Source organism: Collinsella sp. BM28 (genome assembly GCF_054551995.1).
On record NZ_JBTOLJ010000001.1, the window covers coordinates 1,070,759 to 1,088,650 of the forward strand.

At 63.0% G+C, this 17,892-nt stretch carries 19 protein-coding genes; all 19 read right to left on the bottom strand.

Annotated features, from left to right (window positions below; translation table 11 throughout):
• Positions 1-100: 100 nt before the first annotated feature.
• The 19 genes from recN to ACX9NZ_RS04735 all read right to left on the bottom strand — a co-directional run bounded on the left by recN (position 101) and on the right by ACX9NZ_RS04735 (position 17,845).
• The gene (gene recN / locus ACX9NZ_RS04645) at positions 101-1,735 is read right to left on the bottom strand and encodes a DNA repair protein RecN (protein ID WP_302742678.1); all 1,635 of its coding nucleotides are present in this window, start codon (positions 1,733-1,735) and stop codon (positions 101-103) included.
• A complete protein-coding gene (locus ACX9NZ_RS04650; RefSeq protein ID WP_118653656.1) occupies positions 1,725-2,585 on the bottom strand; it encodes an NAD(+)/NADH kinase in 861 nt (286 codons plus the stop codon). Before ACX9NZ_RS04650 ends, recN begins: the two co-directional genes overlap by 11 nt.
• Positions 2,582-3,397 carry a TlyA family RNA methyltransferase gene (locus tag ACX9NZ_RS04655; protein ID WP_118653657.1) on the bottom strand — a complete coding sequence of 272 codons (816 nt, stop codon included), beginning with the start codon at positions 3,395-3,397 and terminating at the stop codon, positions 2,582-2,584. Before ACX9NZ_RS04655 ends, ACX9NZ_RS04650 begins: the two co-directional genes overlap by 4 nt.
• A gap of 12 nt (positions 3,398-3,409) precedes the next feature.
• Entirely contained in the window at positions 3,410-3,721 is a 312-nt protein-coding gene (locus ACX9NZ_RS04660; RefSeq protein ID WP_118653658.1) for an exodeoxyribonuclease VII small subunit, read from the bottom strand.
• Between the two features lie 3 nt (positions 3,722-3,724).
• Positions 3,725-4,375, bottom strand: coding sequence for a transcription antitermination factor NusB (gene nusB / locus ACX9NZ_RS04665; protein ID WP_118653659.1), 651 nt, complete (start codon positions 4,373-4,375; stop codon positions 3,725-3,727).
• 3 nt (positions 4,376-4,378) lie between these two features.
• Entirely contained in the window at positions 4,379-4,738 is a 360-nt protein-coding gene (locus ACX9NZ_RS04670) for an Asp23/Gls24 family envelope stress response protein (protein ID WP_118653660.1), read from the bottom strand.
• Between the two features lie 40 nt (positions 4,739-4,778).
• Entirely contained in the window at positions 4,779-5,342 is a 564-nt protein-coding gene (efp, locus tag ACX9NZ_RS04675) for an elongation factor P (RefSeq protein ID WP_118653661.1), read from the bottom strand.
• 53 nt (positions 5,343-5,395) lie between these two features.
• Positions 5,396-6,526 (bottom strand): M24 family metallopeptidase, encoded by a 1,131-nt coding sequence (locus ACX9NZ_RS04680; protein WP_118653662.1) that lies wholly within the window; start codon positions 6,524-6,526, stop codon positions 5,396-5,398.
• A gap of 88 nt (positions 6,527-6,614) precedes the next feature.
• On the bottom strand, positions 6,615-7,706 hold the full coding sequence (locus ACX9NZ_RS04685) for a dehydroquinate synthase/iron-containing alcohol dehydrogenase family protein (protein WP_302742689.1): 1,092 nt from the start codon (positions 7,704-7,706) through the stop codon (positions 6,615-6,617).
• On the bottom strand, positions 7,703-8,236 hold the full coding sequence (locus ACX9NZ_RS04690; RefSeq protein WP_118653664.1) for a shikimate kinase: 534 nt from the start codon (positions 8,234-8,236) through the stop codon (positions 7,703-7,705). Before ACX9NZ_RS04690 ends, ACX9NZ_RS04685 begins: the two co-directional genes overlap by 4 nt.
• A 6-nt stretch (positions 8,237-8,242) precedes the next feature.
• On the bottom strand, positions 8,243-8,740 hold the full coding sequence (locus ACX9NZ_RS04695; protein ID WP_118653665.1) for a YqeG family HAD IIIA-type phosphatase: 498 nt from the start codon (positions 8,738-8,740) through the stop codon (positions 8,243-8,245).
• A gap of 3 nt (positions 8,741-8,743) precedes the next feature.
• Entirely contained in the window at positions 8,744-10,009 is a 1,266-nt protein-coding gene (mltG, locus tag ACX9NZ_RS04700) for an endolytic transglycosylase MltG (protein ID WP_407496850.1), read from the bottom strand.
• Positions 10,002-10,430, bottom strand: a complete 429-nt coding sequence (gene ruvX, locus ACX9NZ_RS04705) for a Holliday junction resolvase RuvX (RefSeq protein ID WP_407496848.1) — start codon at positions 10,428-10,430, stop codon at positions 10,002-10,004. The genes mltG and ruvX overlap by 8 nt, the downstream gene beginning before the upstream one ends.
• A gap of 15 nt (positions 10,431-10,445) precedes the next feature.
• Positions 10,446-13,100, bottom strand: coding sequence for an alanine--tRNA ligase (gene alaS / locus ACX9NZ_RS04710; RefSeq protein WP_407496846.1), 2,655 nt, complete (start codon positions 13,098-13,100; stop codon positions 10,446-10,448).
• 66 nt (positions 13,101-13,166) lie between these two features.
• On the bottom strand, positions 13,167-14,534 hold the full coding sequence (locus ACX9NZ_RS04715) for an AI-2E family transporter (protein WP_294123721.1): 1,368 nt from the start codon (positions 14,532-14,534) through the stop codon (positions 13,167-13,169).
• A 21-nt stretch (positions 14,535-14,555) separates the two neighbouring features.
• Positions 14,556-15,341: an RNA polymerase sigma factor SigF gene (locus ACX9NZ_RS04720; protein ID WP_407496844.1), complete on the bottom strand. Its 786-nt coding sequence runs from the start codon at positions 15,339-15,341 to the stop codon at positions 14,556-14,558.
• Complete coding sequence (locus ACX9NZ_RS04725; protein WP_407496842.1) at positions 15,331-15,717, bottom strand: ATP-binding protein; 387 nt, start codon at positions 15,715-15,717, stop codon at positions 15,331-15,333. Before ACX9NZ_RS04725 ends, ACX9NZ_RS04720 begins: the two co-directional genes overlap by 11 nt.
• Positions 15,710-16,276 (bottom strand): hypothetical protein, encoded by a 567-nt coding sequence (locus tag ACX9NZ_RS04730; RefSeq protein ID WP_118653672.1) that lies wholly within the window; start codon positions 16,274-16,276, stop codon positions 15,710-15,712. Before ACX9NZ_RS04730 ends, ACX9NZ_RS04725 begins: the two co-directional genes overlap by 8 nt.
• Before the next feature lie 243 nt (positions 16,277-16,519).
• Positions 16,520-17,845 carry a replication-associated recombination protein A gene (locus ACX9NZ_RS04735; RefSeq protein ID WP_302742704.1) on the bottom strand — a complete coding sequence of 442 codons (1,326 nt, stop codon included), beginning with the start codon at positions 17,843-17,845 and terminating at the stop codon, positions 16,520-16,522.
• Between the last annotated feature and the right edge of the window lie 47 nt (positions 17,846-17,892).

A 17,892-nucleotide genomic window follows, 5' to 3' on the forward strand; every position in this document is an offset into this window, starting at 1 on the left:
TCGACGTAGATTCCGCACGAGCGGAAGGCGCCTGTGGGGCCTCGTCGCGAGCAGGACTTGACCGAGCGCCGAATCTTATATGCTCTCGATGGGCGAGCGTCTACAGTTGTCCTGCCTCAGCGAGCATTTGCTTGGCGTGGGCGAGAGATTCCTCGGTGGCGTCGCCCGAAAGGAGGCGGGCGACTTCGGCGATCCGCTCGGGACCCTCAACGCGCAGCAGACGCGTCTCGGGGACGTCCTCGGAATCATCGCGACGGACCACGTAGTGGACGGAGCCCTGCACCGCGACTTGCGCGAGGTGCGTAACCACGATCACCTGGTGCGTGCGGGCAAGGTCGGCGAGCACCTGGGCGAGCGAACGCGCCGTGGCACCGCCAACGCCGGCGTCGACCTCGTCGAATACGAGCGTATCGACGGCGTCGGCTTCACCAAGCACCACTTTTGCGGCGAGCATCACGCGCGAGAGCTCGCCGCCACTCGCGATACGGCGCAGGGGACGCGGCGTAAGGCCGGCGCCACTGCGGTACAGCAGCTCGCAAGCGCAGGGCCCCTGGGCGGTCCAGCGTTCGCGCGGGAGCTCGCGGCTCTCCCACACCAACTCGGCACGCCCCATCTCCAGTCGTGCCATCTGCTTGCCCACCTCGCGGCAAAACCGCGGAGCCGCGGCATTACGGCGCTTGGTAAGCGCGCGGGCCGCCTCATCGAGAACGGCCTCGGCAGCCTCAAGCGCCTCGCGGGCACGACGGACGCGGGCCTCGGCGTCATCGACGAGGCTCAGCAGCTCGGCAGCCTCGGCACGACGCGCGAACACGTCCTCCATGCGCGGACCCCATTGGCGCAGCAGTCCCTTGAAGGCCGAGAAACGCTCCTGTGCCGCCGCGAGCTCGGCGGGGTCGTAATCTACGGAGTCACGATAGCGCCGTAGGTCGGAGGCGGCGTCCTCGATGATAATCGCGGCACTCGTGAGCTCCTCGGCAAAATCGGCGAGCTTGGCATCGACTGAACCCATACGCGAAAGGCCGGCAATGGCGGAGTTGAGGGCATCAAGTGTTCCCCCTTCGCCCGAGAGGGCCTCAGAGGCGTCGTTGGCGCAGCTCGCAAGCGCCTCGGCATGCTCCGCTCGGGGCAGACGCTCCTCAAGCTCCTCGTACTCACCGGGCTTGGGGTCGACTTCGTCAATACGCTCAAGGGCAAAACGGGCTTCCTCAAGTCGACTTCCCTGCGTGCGGCTTGCCTCTTCCACACGGGCAAGCTCACGAGCCGCCTCGGCGGCGCGCGCAAGCGCTTCGCGATACGCCTTGAGCGCGTCGGCAACGCCGGTGCCCGCCCATGCGTCTACCATGCCCACATGGGAGGCGGGATCGAGCAGGCGTTGATGCTCGTGCTGGCCGCAAAGGTCAATCAGAGGGCTCACGCGCTCGGAAAGCTCACGCACGCTGGCCAAGCCGCCGTCGATGCGCGCGCGAGAGCGACCGTCGGCACCCAGGCGGCGCGTCACCACGAAGCCCTCCTCGTCATGTGGGCCCGCAAACAGACGGCCCTCCACCAGCGCGCCTTCGCTCCCCTCTCGAACCGCGGAGGAGTCGGCACGCTCCCCCATGAGCAACTTGAGTGCGGAGAGCAACGCGGTTTTTCCCGCTCCGGTCTCGCCCGTGAGCACGGTGAGGCCCGCGCCCGGTACGAGGTCCGCCTCGCGGATCAAGGCCACATTTTCGACATGGATCTCATCGATCATGACGCACTCCGTAGAACACACGGCTCACCGAGCGGTAAAAGCTCTGCGGACCATAATCGAGCAGCAGAACATCGGCGTCACCCCGACGAACCTCCACACGGTCGACCTCGCCCTCGCAGGTGAGGAACTGGCCGTCGACGGCGATGGCGGGCACCGAGGGGCGGTCCTTGGACATCTTGAGTTCGATCACATCGGAGGGCGAGGTGAGGAAGGCGCGCGCCTGAATAGTGTGCGCCGCGATAGGCACGCAGACCATGCCCGCGTAATCGGGGCTGACGATGGGGCCTCCCGCGGAAAGTGCATAGCCCGTCGACCCAGTTGCCGTGGACACCACCACGCCGTCGCCACGTAGACGGTCGATATGATGGCCCGAGACCGTGATATCGAATTCAACCATATCGGACAGCGGGCCACGCGTAAGGGCCAAGTCGTTCAGGGCGAAGCTCGTGTAGGAGCGCTCCTCGCCGAACTCATCAACGCTCACGATATCGCAGGCGAGCGTTGCGCGACGACTCACGTGCAGCTCACCTGCAAGGGCATCACCCACTACGGTGAGGACGTTGCGATCCTCGGGCCTGGCCGCCGTAAGAAAGCCCAAATGGCCATAGGAAAGGCCGAGAATGGGGATCTCGCGGTATCCCACGATGCGTGCGGCGCGCAGCAGCGTACCGTCACCGCCGAGTGAGATCACCAGCCCACAGTCTTCAAGGTCGGGCGTCAACTCGATGCCGGAGCGCTGGTCGGGGGCCCACTCGACCTCGAAGCCCTGACGCGTGAGCCAGAGCTCCAAGGCAAGACCGCTCTCAACGGCCTCCTGCTTGTAGTAATTGGGGACGAGAAAGACCATCATAGCGAGGCCGCCTTACTCACGAGCAACGCGATGCGCTCATCGAGGGCGCGTGCGTTGGAACACAGACCTTGGACGTCGCGGGCGCCCCGAGCGCCCAGCAGGAAGAACTCACGATTGCCCTTCGCCCCCTTGATGGGCGAGGCGCACACGTCGAGCGGGGCGAGGCCGCTTTGGGCGAGCAGGCGCACCGTTTGCTCCAACACGCGCGCGTGCACCGTGGGGTCGCGCACGATACCGCCTTCCCCCACCTCGTCTGGCGCCGCCTCGAACTGCGGCTTGACGAGCGTGAGGAAGGCGCCGTCGGCCGAGATAAGCTCGAGCACCGCAGGTAAGATGGTGCGAATGCTGGTGAAGGAGACATCGCACACGGCTAGGTCGAAGGCCCCCGCATGACCGAGCGCGGGTACATCGACGATGTTCGTGCGCTCGAGCAGGGTCACGCGGGCGTCGTTGCGCAAGGACCAGTCGAACTGGGCACGGCCCACATCGACGGAGACCACGTGCGCAGCGCCGCGCTTAAGCAGGCAGTCGGTAAAACCACCCGTCGAACATCCCACATCGAGGCAGGACAGGCCCGAGGGGTCGACCTCGAACGCGTCGAGGGCACCGGCCAGCTTGAGGCCCCCGCGGCCCACATAGGGAATGCGCCCCTTGACATGCAAGGGCGTGCCGGGCTTGACCATCATCCCGGGAGAGCTCAGGCGCTCGCCACCCGAAGAGACGAGACCCGCCATCAACGTGCGCAGGGCATCTGCGCGGTTCTCGCAGATGCCCTGGGAAATCAATTCATCATCTAGACGAACACGTGCCACGATGTGCCCTTCTTACGCGTCCTCGGCGCTCGAATCCGCGCCGGAGGGCCCATCCGAAGACGCGGTTGCTTCGGGTGTACGCGCGTCCTTGACCGCCGAATCTGCCGAGTCCTCGGAGCCGTCACGCGACTCCCGCTCATCGAGCATGTCGACCTCGCGAGGCGACAGCTCGAACGAGTCGACCATATCCACGGCGCGCGAGCCAAGCTCGATCGCCTCATCGAACAAATCGAGGCTGCGCTCGAGCGAGGTGTCCTTGGAACGAACTTGAGCGATGATCTGGTCCAGACGCTCCGTGATGTCGTCGAAAGTGCCCTCGGCCATGTCCTACTCCCCGTCGGAGGAATCGAACGGGTCGAGGAACATATCGTCGAGGTCCTCGGTCTCAAAGCCATACTCGGCTGCCTCGAAGCGCGCGCGGGCCTCCTCGGCGGCGCGGGCGGCTTCGCGTTCCGCCTCGAGCCGCTTGGGATCGATCTCGAACCACAGGGCGGAAATGCAGGCAGCCTCGCAGTCATCTGCCGTGACGGTGCACGCAACGTGCTGGAGGCTCGGCAGATGGCGCTCACGGACGATGCGGCCGAGCACGCCGTTCACAAAGCCAGCGGAGTCGTCGGTGCCGTAGGCCTTGGCGACCTCGACGGCCTCATTGATGACGACGGCGGCATCGAGGGTATCGGCCACCTGGAAGTACAGCTCGTACACGGCGGCGCGCAGCAAGTTGCGGTCGGCACCGGGCATGCGCTCGAGGCTCCAATTGGCGGAGACGGCGCGCAGCGCGGAATCGATGCGCTCGCGATTGGCGTCCACGCCGCGCGCGATCTCTACCGCGTAATCTGCCAGCGGGCCCTTGGAAAGCGTGAAATCGCCGGCAAGAACGTCGGCCACGGACTCGCCGCGGACCTCCGCCTGGAACAAGATCTGAAGGGCCTGGCTACGGGCGAGCGTACGCCCGCGGTTGACCTTAAGGGATGCCACGCGCTACTCCTTGGGGAAAACGAGGCTGTCGATGCAGATGTTCACGCTCTCGACCTCGACGCCCACCTGGGCATCGATGGCGTTGACCACGGCCTCGCGCACGACCTCGGCGAGCTTCTTGAACGGATAGCCGAAGAAGACCGTGAGGTGCACGGTGAGACGGAGCTTGTCGTCAATGACCTCGGCCTCGACGTCCTCACCCACCTGCGTGGACTTGGCGGAGAACATGGAAACGAGATTGGTGGCGAGGTCCTTGACGCCCACAGACGCGACGCCTTCGACCTGCTCGACGGAACGGGAGACGATGGCGGCCAGGACCTCAGGCGCGATGCCGATTCCTGCGATGGTGATCTCTTGCGACATGGTCACTCCTTACGTGAATGCGTGATGCGCGAGGATGCGATTAGAGGCGCTGGACGAACTCGCCGGTGCGGGTATCGACCTTGATGCGCTCGCCCTCGTTGAGGTACATGGGGACCTGAACGACCGCGCCGGTGTCGATGGTGGCGGGCTTGGTGGCACCTTGGACGGTGTTGCCCTTGGCACCCGGGACGGTCTCGACGACCTCGGCCTCGATGAACATGGGCGGATTCACGCCGAGCAGCTCGGTATCGGCGTAGAGGAGCTGGGCGTTGTCGTTCTCGCGCAGCCACTTGGCGTTGTCGCCGATAAAGTCGGCGGGCACCGGGATCTGCTCATAGGAGCTCATGTCCATGAAGTAGTAGTTGTCGCCGTCGTTGTAGAGGTACTGCATCTCGTTGGTGATGAGCTGCACGCTCTCGAACTTGGAACCGGCGTTGCAGGTGTTCTCGACCACGCGGCCGGTCTTGAGGTCCTTGGTCTTGTAGCGGACGAAGGCACCGCCCTTGCCGGGCTTGACGTGCTGGAACTCGACGATGGTGTAGTACTTGTCCTTGATCTTAAGACCCATGCCGTTGCGGAAGTCGGCGGTGGTAATGGAAGCCATGGCTTGCCTTTCTGTAGAGGAGTCGAACCTGAAAAGTATACTCTCAAATGCGCTTAACAGTCGATGACGACCAGCTCGTGCGTAGAGGTCGTGAAGGGCTCGTAGCCGTCCTTCGTCACGACGCCGTAGTCCTCCAGGCGCACGCCGCCCACGCCGGGCAGGTAGATGCCGGGCTCCACGGTGATGACGGCGCCCTCCTCCACGATGTTGCTCTTGCGGCCGAAGACCGGAAGCTCGTGGATGTCGATGCCCACGCCATGACCGAGGCCGTGGCCGTAGTACTCACCGTAACCGGCATCGCCGATGATCTTCTGCGACAGCAGGTGGATATCGTGACCGTCCACGCCGGCGCGGATCGCGGCGACGCACTCCTCGTGCGTACGGCGAACGATGTCGTAGATCTCACGTTGCTTCTCGGAGGGCTCGCCCACGCAGACCGTACGGGTCATGTCCGACTTGTAATCGCGGTACCCCGCGCCGTAGTCCATAAGGACGAAGTCACCCTTCTCCACCACGCGGTCACCGGGGATGGCGTGCGGGTTGGCGGTATTGGGGCCGCTCGCGACGATGGAGCCAAAGGCCAGGCCATCGGCACCGTTGTCGAACATGAAGGTTTCAAGCTCGGTGCGGAGCTGCTTTTCCGTGTAGCCGGGACGGATGAACTCGCACATATGGACGAAGGCGGCGTCGGTGATGGACTGCGCATGGCGCATGAGCTCGATCTCCTCGGCGTCCTTGATGGCGCGCATGAGCTGGAGATCTCCGTGCATGAGCGGCAGGCTCGCGCAGATGGAGCAATCCTCTAGCCCGCGCTCGATGCCGCGGTAGAAGTTGATCTGCATGTCATCCTCAACGGCGACGGTACGGCTCTTGGTATCGCGGGCGCGCTCGGCGACCCAACGCGGAATGTCGATGACCTCCATGTCGAGCTTCCACTCGACGCCCTCGGGAAGGTTCTCCTCGAAGGTGTTGAAGTACCGGGAGTCCGTGTGCAGGTAGCAGGCATCAGCGGTGATAAAGGCGGCGTGCGGGTATTCGCCGGTGTAATCGAAGACCCGCATGGCCCCAGTGAGCCAGCGAAGGTTTGCCTCGTCGCGCACGACCACGGCGTCGTAGCCGCGCTCTGCCATAAGGGCACGCAGGCGGGCGATGCGCCCGGCGGGACCGTTAAGTTTCTGGGACATAGGATGATCCTTTCTCGAGAACAGGCTGGCTGGGATGTGTGCAATGGGAAGACGGATGCGTCCTGCACCATTATCGCACTGTAAGAAGCTAGGGGTGGCGCGAGGCGAGGAACGCGCGGGCGTGGCGCTCGAAGACCTCGTCGTCTACCGATGCCAGGCGAATGATGCCCGGATGCTTGGGCAGGGCAAACTGGAAACGGTTCGAGCGACGGAAGCGCTCAGCGCGCACGGCCTCGACGAACGTCTCGGGTTCAATCGAGAACTGAAGCTCCTCGATGCCCAGGTCTTCCAGGCGATCGTCGAGGGCAAACATCTCATCAACGGGAAACTCGCACACGTCGACGGCAAGACGCGCCTCGAAGCGCATGCCCTCGGCGTAAAGACGGTACCCGGGGATGGAGGAGTCATTCAAACACACGGCTAGTGCGCGAGCCGTGGTATCGCCGTACATGAACGCGCGGCGTGCGGAGGGGCTCGCCGACTTGACAGTATTCATGCGCGAGGTATGCGCACTGGTGAACGCCTCCATGAGCGAGACTTCACTACCGGCGACCATGCCCTCGACCGTGGACTCGAACGACTCCCAGCACTTGCGGCTCTCGGCGAGGCTCGCCGCGCACATGAGCACGTAGCCCAGGCCATTGCGCTGCGAGTCGAACGCGCGCACAAGGTCGAGATCGCATATGACGAGACCGACCTCAGGCGCAAGCGACACGCCCGCATCATGTGCCCCAACGGAAAGGGGCACCATCTGGGTGGGTGCCATGATCATGGCATCGAGCGTCGTGGGGACAAGAGCGCACGCGCACCCTCCGCACCACGAACGGGCGATGTACGCGGAGATGGAGCAGACGGGGGCGGAGCCAACGCCCACGACGAGGTCCTCGGCAGTGAGGCCGAAAGACGCGAGGCGCACGAACAACCCGCCGACAGTTGCGAACGAGCTCGCGGCCTCTCCATCGAGCGCCACCTCATCCACGCGATATCCGGCATCGATAAGCGAACGGCGCACGTTAAGGACAAGGTCCTCGGGCAGGTCGGCATCGGCAACCATGAAGGCGCGACAGGGACGCCCCACGGCGCCGGCGAGCATTTTGGAGAGCTCGGAAAACGCACCGCAGCCAAAGCGCAAATCGGTGCTACGTGAGCCAAAGTTGAGAAGCTTGCGACGAATCGTCATATCAAACCACGCTCCAAGAGCAGTTCGGCAACGGTATAGGACACATCGGTGAACGAGGTGCCGCGAATATCCACGGTAAGATCGGCAGCCTGTCGGTACAACGGGCGGCGATGTTCGAGCAGACGCGCGGCGTGCTCGGCGCTGCGGAAATCGGGTCGGGTGTCGGAGCGGCGGATTTGACGCAGGGAGTCGTCTAAGTCACCGTCGAGATACACACAGTAGCCCATCTCGTGCATGAGCTCGATGTTACGAGGAGTCTCCACGACACCACCCCCGCATGAGACGAGCAGGCTGCGCTCCGAACGCAGCCCCTCGAGCACGGCGGTCTCGAGCTCGCGAAAGCGGTCCTCGCCAAGTTCCTCGAACACGCGGGCGACGGTGCTGCCGCAACGCCGCTCGACCAAGCGGTCGGTGTCGACGAAACGGCGATGGAACATCCGTCCCAGGTTTCGGGCGAGCGTCGACTTGCCGGCCCCAAGGAATCCGACGAAGAAGACGTGATCGCATCCGTGCTTGACCGCCTGCGCCATGGCGACCTACTCCTCGCAGGCCACGTGACGCAGGGCGCGGCGCTCGAAGATGCGGAAAATCTGCGTGTACCACAGGTCGACGGTTGTCTGTGGCTTGACCAGAATAGTGTCGATACCGGCGAAGTTTCCGCCCCACACATCGGTGTAGAGCTGGTCGCCGATCATGACGGCCTCCTCCGGCTTCGCGCCCAAACGGCGCATACCCGCCGTGATCGCATAGGGCAGCGGCTTGCACGCGAAGGAGATGTAATCCATCTTGAGCTCGCGCGCCGAGCGCGAGACATGACTCTTGTGCCAGTTGTTGGACACCATGATGAGCTCGAAGCCGAGCTCACGCGCATGGTCGAGCCACGCCGCCACGCTGGCGGGCGCGTCCTTGCGGTCACGCGGGACGAGCGTATTATCGCGATCGAGTAGAATGGCGCGTTTGCCGGACGCCCAAAGGGCGTCGAGGTCGATGCGCTCAACGCTCGAAACATAGCGTGCAGGGGAAAACCAGCTCATTGCCTACTCCCAAGACTGCATGTGCTCATCGTAGGTCTCGGAGAAATACTCCTCGTCCTGCGTGATGTAAAAGTAGAGGTCATTTGAATCGGTCGGGTTCAAGGTAGCCTGAATCGCCTCGACCGACGGCGCGCAGATGGGCGTGGGGGGAAGTCCCGCGTTCTTATAAGAGTTATACGGGCTGTCGATGCTCTGGATGTCATCGGCCGTGACGGCGCCGCCCGTCACATACATGAGCGTGGCGTCACTTTGCAGGTACGGGCGACCCGCAAAATCACCCTTCCCGCTCATGCGGTTGAGGAAGACGGAGGCAACATGCGCGCGCTGGCTGGCGTTCAATCCCTCACGCTCAACCACGGAAGCGAGGACGAGCAATTCATAATCGCTGAGGTCGAGCCCATAGCGCTCGTTGATAGCGATGCGGGCGGCCGTGAAGTCGAGCGCGTCGACCACATCCGTCTGATACTGGTCGAGCATGGCGCGAATAATTTGATCGGCCGTGGGAGTGCCCGAGAAGGTATACGTCTTTGGATAAAGGAAGCCCTCAAGGGAATCGTCGGCTGCCTCAGACAAGAAGGGATAATCCGAAACGTAAGCGCTCGCCTTTGCCTGGGCAAGGAAGTCATCGGCAGAGATGCCATAGGTCTCCTCAACGAGCTGCGCCGTCTGCCCGACAGTCCTGCCCTCGGGCACCGTGAGCTTGGCGCCACTGGCATTCGGGCCCTCGACGAGCTGCTCGACCACTTCGACGGGATCCTGCAGCGTCTCGAACTGGTAATCGCCGGGCTTGAGCGACATCTCGGCATTCAGCTTCTTGACGGCGGCATAGTACTCCGAGGGATCCTCGATAATGTGGTTCTCGGAAAGGATGGAGGCTATGGTATCGCCAGAGGCACCATCGGGAATGGTGATAGTGACCTGCTGGCCCGCCTCAACGGTTTGATCGGATCCGCTAAACAGACGAGGGAAGATAAAGATGGCAGCACCTGCGACGACGGCGATGGCGATGAGGACGCCGACGATCACCGGAATCGGAGAGCCCTTCTTATGCGAATCGCCACTACGGCTGTATACAGGCTGAACACCAGTGCGGGAGGGCTGGGCGGAAGCGGGACGCGAGGTGTTCTGCGAGAAACGAGTGCCCGCTGGACGCGGCGCGGCGGTACGACTCGAGGCAGACGAAGCGGGGGCAGACCCATTGGTGCGGAATCGCTTGCCCGCCGGACGGGACGTGTCGCCGGGGCGATGGGAACCGGAGTAATCAGCCACGGTCTTCCTTTCGTCTCTGAGAGTCGAGCCACGCCTGCAGGAACAGCGAAGCCGAGATCATATCTACCTTACCGCGCATCTGTTTTTCGCTCAAACCCTGCTCACGCAAAACGCGCTTGGCCTCGCTCGAGGAAAGGCGCTCGTCGATGAACTCGAGGGGAAGGTCGCAGGCACGCGATACGCGTTCGGCGATCGCACGGATATGCTCTGCCTGCGGGCCTTCCTCCCCCGCCATCGTCTGGGGCAGTCCGCAGACGATGACATCGGGCTCATGGTCCTCAATGATCATGCGAAAGGTGCGCGCCATATTCTCAACCTCGGAAGCAGGGAGGACCTTGAGCGGCATGGCGACGCGCCCGGTGCGGTCGGAGACCGCGATACCGGTACGCGTGCCGCCAATATCGAGCGCGAGTGCAACCACCTCTGGACGCCTCGGTTACGCGTTCAGCGCATCGCTCGCGGCCTCGAGAGCAGCAGCGATGCCCGCGGCATTCTTGCCGCCAGCCTGCGCCATGGTGGGCTTACCGCCACCACGGCCATCGACGAGCGGCACGATCTGCTTGATGACGTTACCCGCGTGGAAACCAGCGGCGGCGGCGTCATCGGTCGCGGCGGCCAGTAGCGCGGGCGTACCCTTCTCGGTAACCGTGGCGAGCACGCAGGCGACCGGGCCGGCGATCTTGCCGCGCACGGTGTCCCACACATTGCGCAGGTCCGCCGCCTCGAGCCCCGTGAGCTCGGCGGTCACGAGCTTGTACGAACCCATGTCGGCGGCGTTTTCGATCGCCGCGGAAATGGCATCGGAGCCACCGCCGGTGAGCGCGCGTTTGAGCTTCTGGTTGACCTCGCGCAGCTCGGACTGGAGCACAGCGATGCGCGTGGGAACCTCCTCAACACGGCACTTGAGGCCAGCGGCGGCCGACTCGGCCAGCGCAGCGCGCTCCTCGAGATACGTGATGGCGCCGGTGCTGGTCACAGCCTCGATACGACGGACATTGGAACCGGTGGAGGACTCGGAGACGATCTTGAACAATCCGAGCTCCGCCGTGTTGGCAACGTGGGTGCCGCCGCACAGCTCGCGGGAGAAGGGCTCATCCTCGACGCCCACGGACACGACGCGAACCACGTCGCCGTACTTCTCACCAAAAAGCGCCACGGCGCCGGAGGCCTTGGCCTCCTCAATGCCCATGACGGTGGTCACCACGGGCTTGGCGGCAAAGATCTGCTCGTTGACCAGGTCTTCCACCGCGCGGACCTGCTCAGTGGTCATGGCCTCGAAGTGCGTGAAGTCAAAGCGCAGGCCCTCGGGAGACACCAGCGAACCGGCCTGGTTGACGTGGTCGCCCAGGACCTCCTTCAAGGCGGCGTCGAGCAGGTGGGTGGCGGTGTGGTTGCGACGGAGCAGACCGCGGCGGGCGAGGTCGTAACCGACAAAGACGGTGTCACCCTGCGAAAGCGCGCCGATGAGCTTGCCCTCATGGACGTACAGACCGCCCTTGGCGATAGTGTTATTGACGAAGAACTGGGCGTCGACGGTGTCGATAAGGCCGTGGTCACCCATCTGGCCGCCCATCTCGGCGTACAGAGGGGTGCGATCGAGCACGACGGCAGCCTCCGCGACGTTCTCGGCGCGCTCGACACGCTCGCCGTTCACGACGATAGCGAGGACCTTCGCGCCCTCGATGCTCTCGTTGTCGTAGCCCACGAACTCGGTGGCGGGCAACTGGTCTGCAAGCTCGGTCCACACGTCGTTGAAGGAACCCCAGGCGTCACCCTTGGCGGCGGCGCGGGCGCGGGCCTTCTGCTCGGCCATCTCGGCATTAAAGCCCTCGATATCGACCGCATGGCCGGCGCCCTCGGCGATCTCGACGGTGAGGTCGATCGGGAACCCGAACGTGTCGTGCAGCATAAATGCGGCGGAGCCGGGAAGCTGCTCGCCATCCGCGAGTGCCGCGAGCTGCTCATCGAGATAAGCGCGGCCGTTGTTGAGGGTGGTGGAGAAACGCTCCTCCTCCGCCTCGACGATACCCTTGACCAGGCCAACGTTCTCGAGCAGGCTCGGATAGGCGTCGCCCATCACATCATTCACCGCGTCGATGAAACGGCCCAGGAACGCGTCCTCAATGCCCAACAGTCGCCCGTGGAACACGGCGCGACGCAGCAGGCGGCGCAGCACGTAGCCACGGCCCTCGTTGCCGGGAAGCACGCCATCGGAGATGAGGAAGTTCACCGAACGGGCGTGGTCGGCAATGATGCGTAAGGAACGGGAGGCGCCGGTGTAGTCGTCGTCGACGTAGGTCTTGCCGGAGATCTCCTCGCCCAACTTGATGAGGCTCTGCATGACGTCGCCGTCGAAGAAGGAGCTCTTGTGCTGCATGATGGCGGCCATGCGCTCGAGGCCCATGCCGGTATCGAGATTGCGGTGGGGCAGCTCGGGCATGGAGCCGTCCTCCCGGCGATCGAACTGGGTGAACACGAGGTTCCAGAACTCGAGGAAGCGATCGCAGTCGCAGCCGGGCGCGCAGTCCGGGCATCCACAGCCCACCTCCTCGCCAAGGTCGAAGTAAATCTCGGAGCACGGACCGCACGGACCGGTGGGGCCGGCCGCCCAAAAGTTGTCGTCCTCCCCCAGACGGGTGATGTGGTCGGCAGGCACGCCGAGTGAGCGCCATACGGACTCGGTCTCATCGTCCTCGGTGAAGACCGTGAAGTACAGACGGTCCTTGGGCAGCTTGAAGACCTCAGTGATGAGCTCGTATGCCCACGTGCATGCCTGCTCCTTGGTCACGCCGCCAAAGGCGAAGTTGCCGAGCATCTCGAAGAAGGAGGCGTGGCGCCCGTCGGCACCGATGATGTCGATGTCATTCGTGCGCACGCACTTCTGGCACGAGCACGCACCGATCTCCTTCATGACCTTTTTGCCCTGGTAGAACTCCTTGAACTGGTTCATACCGGCGTTGGCGAGCAGCAGGGACGGGTCATCGGGAACGAGTGAGGAGCTCGGATAAAGCTTGCAGCCCTTGCTCTCGAAAAAGTTGAGGTAGGCCGAGCGGATCTCGGCGGTCTTCATGGTGGGATAGTCGGCGGCCATGCGTAAACTCCCTGGGTTAAATGAGGTCCCGATCACCGGGACAGTTTCCAACCCGTCTAGTATACGTTAACGGCCGTCATCAGTTGTGTCGGTTTCCTCGGGTTTCTTGGCACCCACATCGTGCTCGTGCGAGGTGAAAGGGTTCTCGAAGTCGATGAGCTTTGCCCACGGGTTCTCGAGCTCGGGCTTGGGCATGGCCTCCGCCTCGGGAACCGAGCTCTCGTCGATGATCTGCGAGTCGGCTACGAAACTGTCGTCTCCCAGCGCGTCAAAAGCAGGAACCGGGTTGCCCTGTGCATCACGGAAGGGGGCTCCACGGAAGAGCGCACCCTCGTAGGAAACGATCTGCTCGCCGGTGCGCGTCTCGAAATAGAAGATGAAGAGCGATTTGATGACCGCAACGAGCGGCAACGCGACGATCATTCCCGCGGCTCCACCGAAAGTCGATCCAACAACGAGCGCCGTGAGCGACAAAACCGGATGCACCTGCATCGTGGACTGGTTGATCTTGGGCGCGATCACGTTGTCCGTGATGTTTTGGGAGAGCATAGCCATGACCATCGTCCACAGCGCCATGATGGGGCTGTACACAAGTGCGATCAGAGACGCCAACGCCGCGGATATGGAGGGGCCGACCACGGGAATGATGTTTAACACGCCCGAAAGAACACCCATGGCGCCCGCGTACGGATGGCCCACGATCGTAAATCCCACGAAGGCGAGGAAGCCCTGGATGACGGAGTTAATGACCGTCGAGCGCAGGTAGCCCCCCACCGAACGACTGACCACCGCAACCATGAGGCGATAGTCGTCGGCTTTGCCCTCGGGCAGCACGCGACAGATTTCCTCGTTGATGCGGGGGTAATCGCACGCAAGCCAGAACGCGAGGACGAAGCCGAGGAACACGATGAAGACCGTCGAGGCGATGTTGTTCACCATGGGAACGATGCCATCGCGCACAGCCGCGAGCAGGCCCGAAAGCGCCTGGTTGACGATGTCCTGCGCGGCGGTGAAGATCGAATCGAGCTGAACGATGTCATTCAAATGCTCGACCACGGCGTACTTGCTCTCCATGCGCACCACCCACGCACCGAGGGCGGAGAATTTGGAAGGAGCATCGCGCAGGAGGTCGATGAGCTGCCCGGTAACCATGGGGATCACGAGCGCAAAGAGTAGAATCAAGCCGACCATGACAACGATGAGGCCTATCAGGGCACCCGCACCACGGGGGACACGGTGGCGCTCGAGCCAATTGACGATGGGCGAGGCGACGAATGCCGAGAGGCAACCGACGGAGAGGAAGAGCAGCACACTCGAAAGCGAGCCGATCAGGTTCAGCGCGACGGAGGCGATGATGATGACGCCGATGACGATCCAGATGTTGAAAAACGTGATGCGGGCCACACGCTCTGCGTGCGAAGTATCGTGCTTCATAGTTCCTCTCACCAACCGGACCTAGCCGGCCATGGACCCGTCGGGGTCGATTTTGTCTTGGATCTTCTTGAGCGTACGCCTGAGCAGACGGCTCACCTGCACTTGGGAGATGCCGAGCTTCTCGGCAATTTCAATCTGCGTCATCCCCTGCAGGAAGCGCATCTCAATGACCTCGCGCTCACGCGGCGAGAAGCTCGCAAGTGCCTCCTCGATGATGATGCGATCATCGGTGAAGGCGAGGTCTTCATCCTCCGTGGCATATCGGTCGATGACCGAGGGGGTGTCGTCATCCTCCATGCCCGAAGGCGCCTCAAGCGAAACAGAGCTATACGCGGAAGAAGATTCCATGGCCTCGAGCACCTCGTCGACGGAGGCGTCCAGATACTCCGCAATCTCGGCGATAGTCGGCGAACGCTGAAGCTTGGAGGTAAGGGTATCGGTGGCCTGGTTGACCTTTGCCGAGAGCTCTTGCAGGCGCCTAGGCACACGGACGCTCCAACCCTTGTCACGGAAATGCCGCTTAATCTCGCCCATGATGGTGGGCGTGGCGAACGTGGTGAACTCGAGGCCGCGACTCGGATCGAAGCGGTCGATAGCCTTGAGCAAGCCCAGATACCCGACCTGCACGAGGTCATCGAGAGGCTCTCCGCGATTCTTGAACTTATTGGCGATGAAGCGCACGAGATTCAGATGGGACATCACGAGTTTCTCGCGAGCATCCATATCGCCCTCTTCTTTGAAGCGGCGGAAGAGCTCGCGCATCTTCTCCTTGTCCCAGGCGCTTTTACCCGAGGTTTTAGATGGCATCGACGTCCGCCTTCACGTCGAGCACCAAGCGAGCGGGCGCCTCGTGCTTTTCGTAGACATCGCAGACCGAGCCCAAGATGAGATCGGCGTACACGGCGGTCGGGTCCTCCTCAGAGGGCACTGCGAACGCCGTTGCGGACAACTGGAACGTCATGGCGACATGACGCTCATCGACATCGAAGTCGATGACTAGCTCCTCACCCGGCGTCGTTCCGCAAGCGTAGATGAATGCCTCCTCCGCAGCCATGCGCATGTCTTCGACGCGCTCGACCGACATGGCGGAAAGCGTCGCCACGTTCGCGGCGGTCATGCGCACGATGCGCGCGAGATGCGGCTCGCAAGCAACGGTAAGGGCGACACGCGTGGGATTACTCATGGTCGGACTCCTCGGCGGGGGTGTAGGTGAAGTACTGACGGGGCTCATCTGCCTCAATGGGCTCTGTCTCCCCCGAGGCATGGTCGAACGAGCCGGGCGTCTCTGCTGCCGGGGCAGCCGCTGTGTCGCCGAAGGTGCGGGGTGCGGGCATGGACTCAGTCTTACGCGGCTTGGCAAACAGCTTGTGAACCTTCTCACTCGCGGCGTCAGCAAAACCGGTCACGGCACTCGACGCGCTGCTGGCGGCACCGCTTACCGCGGAGACGTCACGAAGTACACCGTTGACCTCGATAAGGTCTGCCGAGAGTGCCTCAGTCGCGACCGTGGCCTGCTTGAGCAGGGGTTCGATCTGGGACACAGCCGGCTGCAGTTCGTCGACCACACCATCGAGCTTGGCGACCACAGGACGCGCCTCCTCGATGGTGCTGTTGATCTGCTCGACGGTCTTATCGAGCGAATCGACCACGCCGCGTGTACGACGCAGCATGAGGGCCAACTCGACGACGGCCCAAGCGCCGGCGAGCGCCAAAACGATAAGGACGATCTGGATGGGATCCATGAATGCCTCCGTAGTTGTCTCGTCACAGATAGATTGATGATACCCGTTCGCGTCCAATTCAACCATCTCGCTTCTCCCGTGCGCGGGCGGCGATCATTTTGCTCGGTCAAGTCCTGCGCAAGACGAAGCGTCCACTGGACGCTTCTTTGCGTGCGGAATCTACAAAATGATCGCCGCCCGCGCACGGGGGAAGCGAGATGACAGGCATGGCGCACACTTTGAAAGAGTTGTGAACCACAGCGGTTATCTAGGGCGGGTCTCGGCGCGCCATTGTTCCCAACCTCGGCCGCTGGGGTGCCAGAAGGCGCCGGGCTCGAGACCCTCAGGGAGATACCGCTGCGGTACCCAGCCCTCTGGGTAGTCGTGTGGATACTTGTACTCTCCATATTCGTCTGAACCCGGGCGATGGCGGTCGCGCAAGTGGTTGGGGACTTCGCGCTGACCACTCGAGCGCACGTCTTCGAGGGCGGCGTCTATGGCGGCTTCGGCGGCGTTGCTCTTGGGAGCCAGTGCGTTGTAGATGGCCGCCTGCGCCAGATTGATGCGGCATTCGGGATAACCGATCACCTCAGCGGACTTGAATGCGGCCTCGGCGACCAGCAAGGCTGTAGGGTCGGCGTTCCCGATATCCTCGCTTGCCTGGATCATGATGCGACGCGCGATGAACTTGGGGTCCTCCCCCGCGTCGATCATGCGGGCGAGCCAGTACACCGCGGCATCGGGATCACTGCCCCGCATCGATTTGATAAACGCGGAGATGATGTCGTAGTGCATGTCGCCAGACTTATCATAGGAGAGCCCGCGCCTGGGGTTCGCCTGCTTGACGTCCTCGAGTGTGATCTCGATGGGAGCTCCCTCGGCGCGAACGTCCTCCGCCGGGTCTGCCGGACGCGTAAGCGCAATCTCGCTTGCGAGCTCAAGCGTGGTGAGCGAGCTGCGCCCGTCGCCCGCGGCAAGCGTGCAGATCGCCTTGATGACCTCATCACTCGCCGTGTACCTGCCCGCCAAGCCCTCTGGGGCCCCAAGAGCACGGCGCACCAATTGCTCAACGTCCGCGTCGCTCAGGTGCGTCAGTTCGACCACACGACTGCGCGAGAGCAACGCGGAGTTGACCTCGAAATACGGATTCTCGGTGGTGGCGCCGATCATGACCACGGTGCGGTTCTCCACCGCATGGAGCAGAGCATCCTGCTGGGAGCGGGAGAACCGATGGATCTCATCGATAAACAGAATAGTACGGCGGTCGAACATCATGAGGCGGTGCTTGGCCTCCTCGATCTCGCGACGCAGGTCCTTGACCGTACCCGTCACCGCCGAAACCTCGACGAACTCACTCTTCGTGTGTGCGGCGATGATGTGGGCCAGGGTGGTTTTACCCGTACCGGCAGGTCCATAGAGGATCACGCTCGAAAACACGTCATGTTCGATGGCGCTGCGCAGCCACGAACCAGGCCCCACCGCCTTCCGTTGACCCACGTAATCGTCAAGCGTGTTGGGACGCATGCGCACCGCCAAGGGTGCGTTCTTGAGCTGTTTGCTCCGCTCGGAGCTGCTGAAAAGGGTATCCATGAATCCGTTCCGTCGATTCGCCATCGCATGTGATTCTAGCAAATGGA

Bases quoted from the DNA above. Each gene is read 5' to 3' on its own strand.
- recN (WP_302742678.1), bottom strand. From the start codon at position 1,735: ATGATCGATGAGATCCATGTCGAAAATGTGGCCTTGATCCGCGAGGCG.
- ACX9NZ_RS04650 (WP_118653656.1), bottom strand. From the start codon at position 2,585: ATGATGGTCTTTCTCGTCCCCAATTACTACAAGCAGGAGGCCGTTGAG.
- ACX9NZ_RS04660 (WP_118653658.1), bottom strand. From the start codon at position 3,721: ATGGCCGAGGGCACTTTCGACGACATCACGGAGCGTCTGGACCAGATC.
- ACX9NZ_RS04670 (WP_118653660.1), bottom strand. From the start codon at position 4,738: ATGTCGCAAGAGATCACCATCGCAGGAATCGGCATCGCGCCTGAGGTC.
- efp (WP_118653661.1), bottom strand. From the start codon at position 5,342: ATGGCTTCCATTACCACCGCCGACTTCCGCAACGGCATGGGTCTTAAG.
- ACX9NZ_RS04680 (WP_118653662.1), bottom strand. From the start codon at position 6,526: ATGTCCCAGAAACTTAACGGTCCCGCCGGGCGCATCGCCCGCCTGCGT.
- ACX9NZ_RS04685 (WP_302742689.1), bottom strand. From the start codon at position 7,706: ATGACGATTCGTCGCAAGCTTCTCAACTTTGGCTCACGTAGCACCGAT.
- ACX9NZ_RS04690 (WP_118653664.1), bottom strand. From the start codon at position 8,236: ATGGCGCAGGCGGTCAAGCACGGATGCGATCACGTCTTCTTCGTCGGA.
- ACX9NZ_RS04695 (WP_118653665.1), bottom strand. From the start codon at position 8,740: ATGAGCTGGTTTTCCCCTGCACGCTATGTTTCGAGCGTTGAGCGCATC.
- alaS (WP_407496846.1), bottom strand. From the start codon at position 13,100: ATGGCCGCCGACTATCCCACCATGAAGACCGCCGAGATCCGCTCGGCC.
- ACX9NZ_RS04715 (WP_294123721.1), bottom strand. From the start codon at position 14,534: ATGAAGCACGATACTTCGCACGCAGAGCGTGTGGCCCGCATCACGTTT.
- ACX9NZ_RS04720 (WP_407496844.1), bottom strand. From the start codon at position 15,341: ATGCCATCTAAAACCTCGGGTAAAAGCGCCTGGGACAAGGAGAAGATG.
- ACX9NZ_RS04725 (WP_407496842.1), bottom strand. From the start codon at position 15,717: ATGAGTAATCCCACGCGTGTCGCCCTTACCGTTGCTTGCGAGCCGCAT.
- ACX9NZ_RS04730 (WP_118653672.1), bottom strand. From the start codon at position 16,276: ATGGATCCCATCCAGATCGTCCTTATCGTTTTGGCGCTCGCCGGCGCT.
- ACX9NZ_RS04735 (WP_302742704.1), bottom strand. From the start codon at position 17,845: ATGGATACCCTTTTCAGCAGCTCCGAGCGGAGCAAACAGCTCAAGAAC.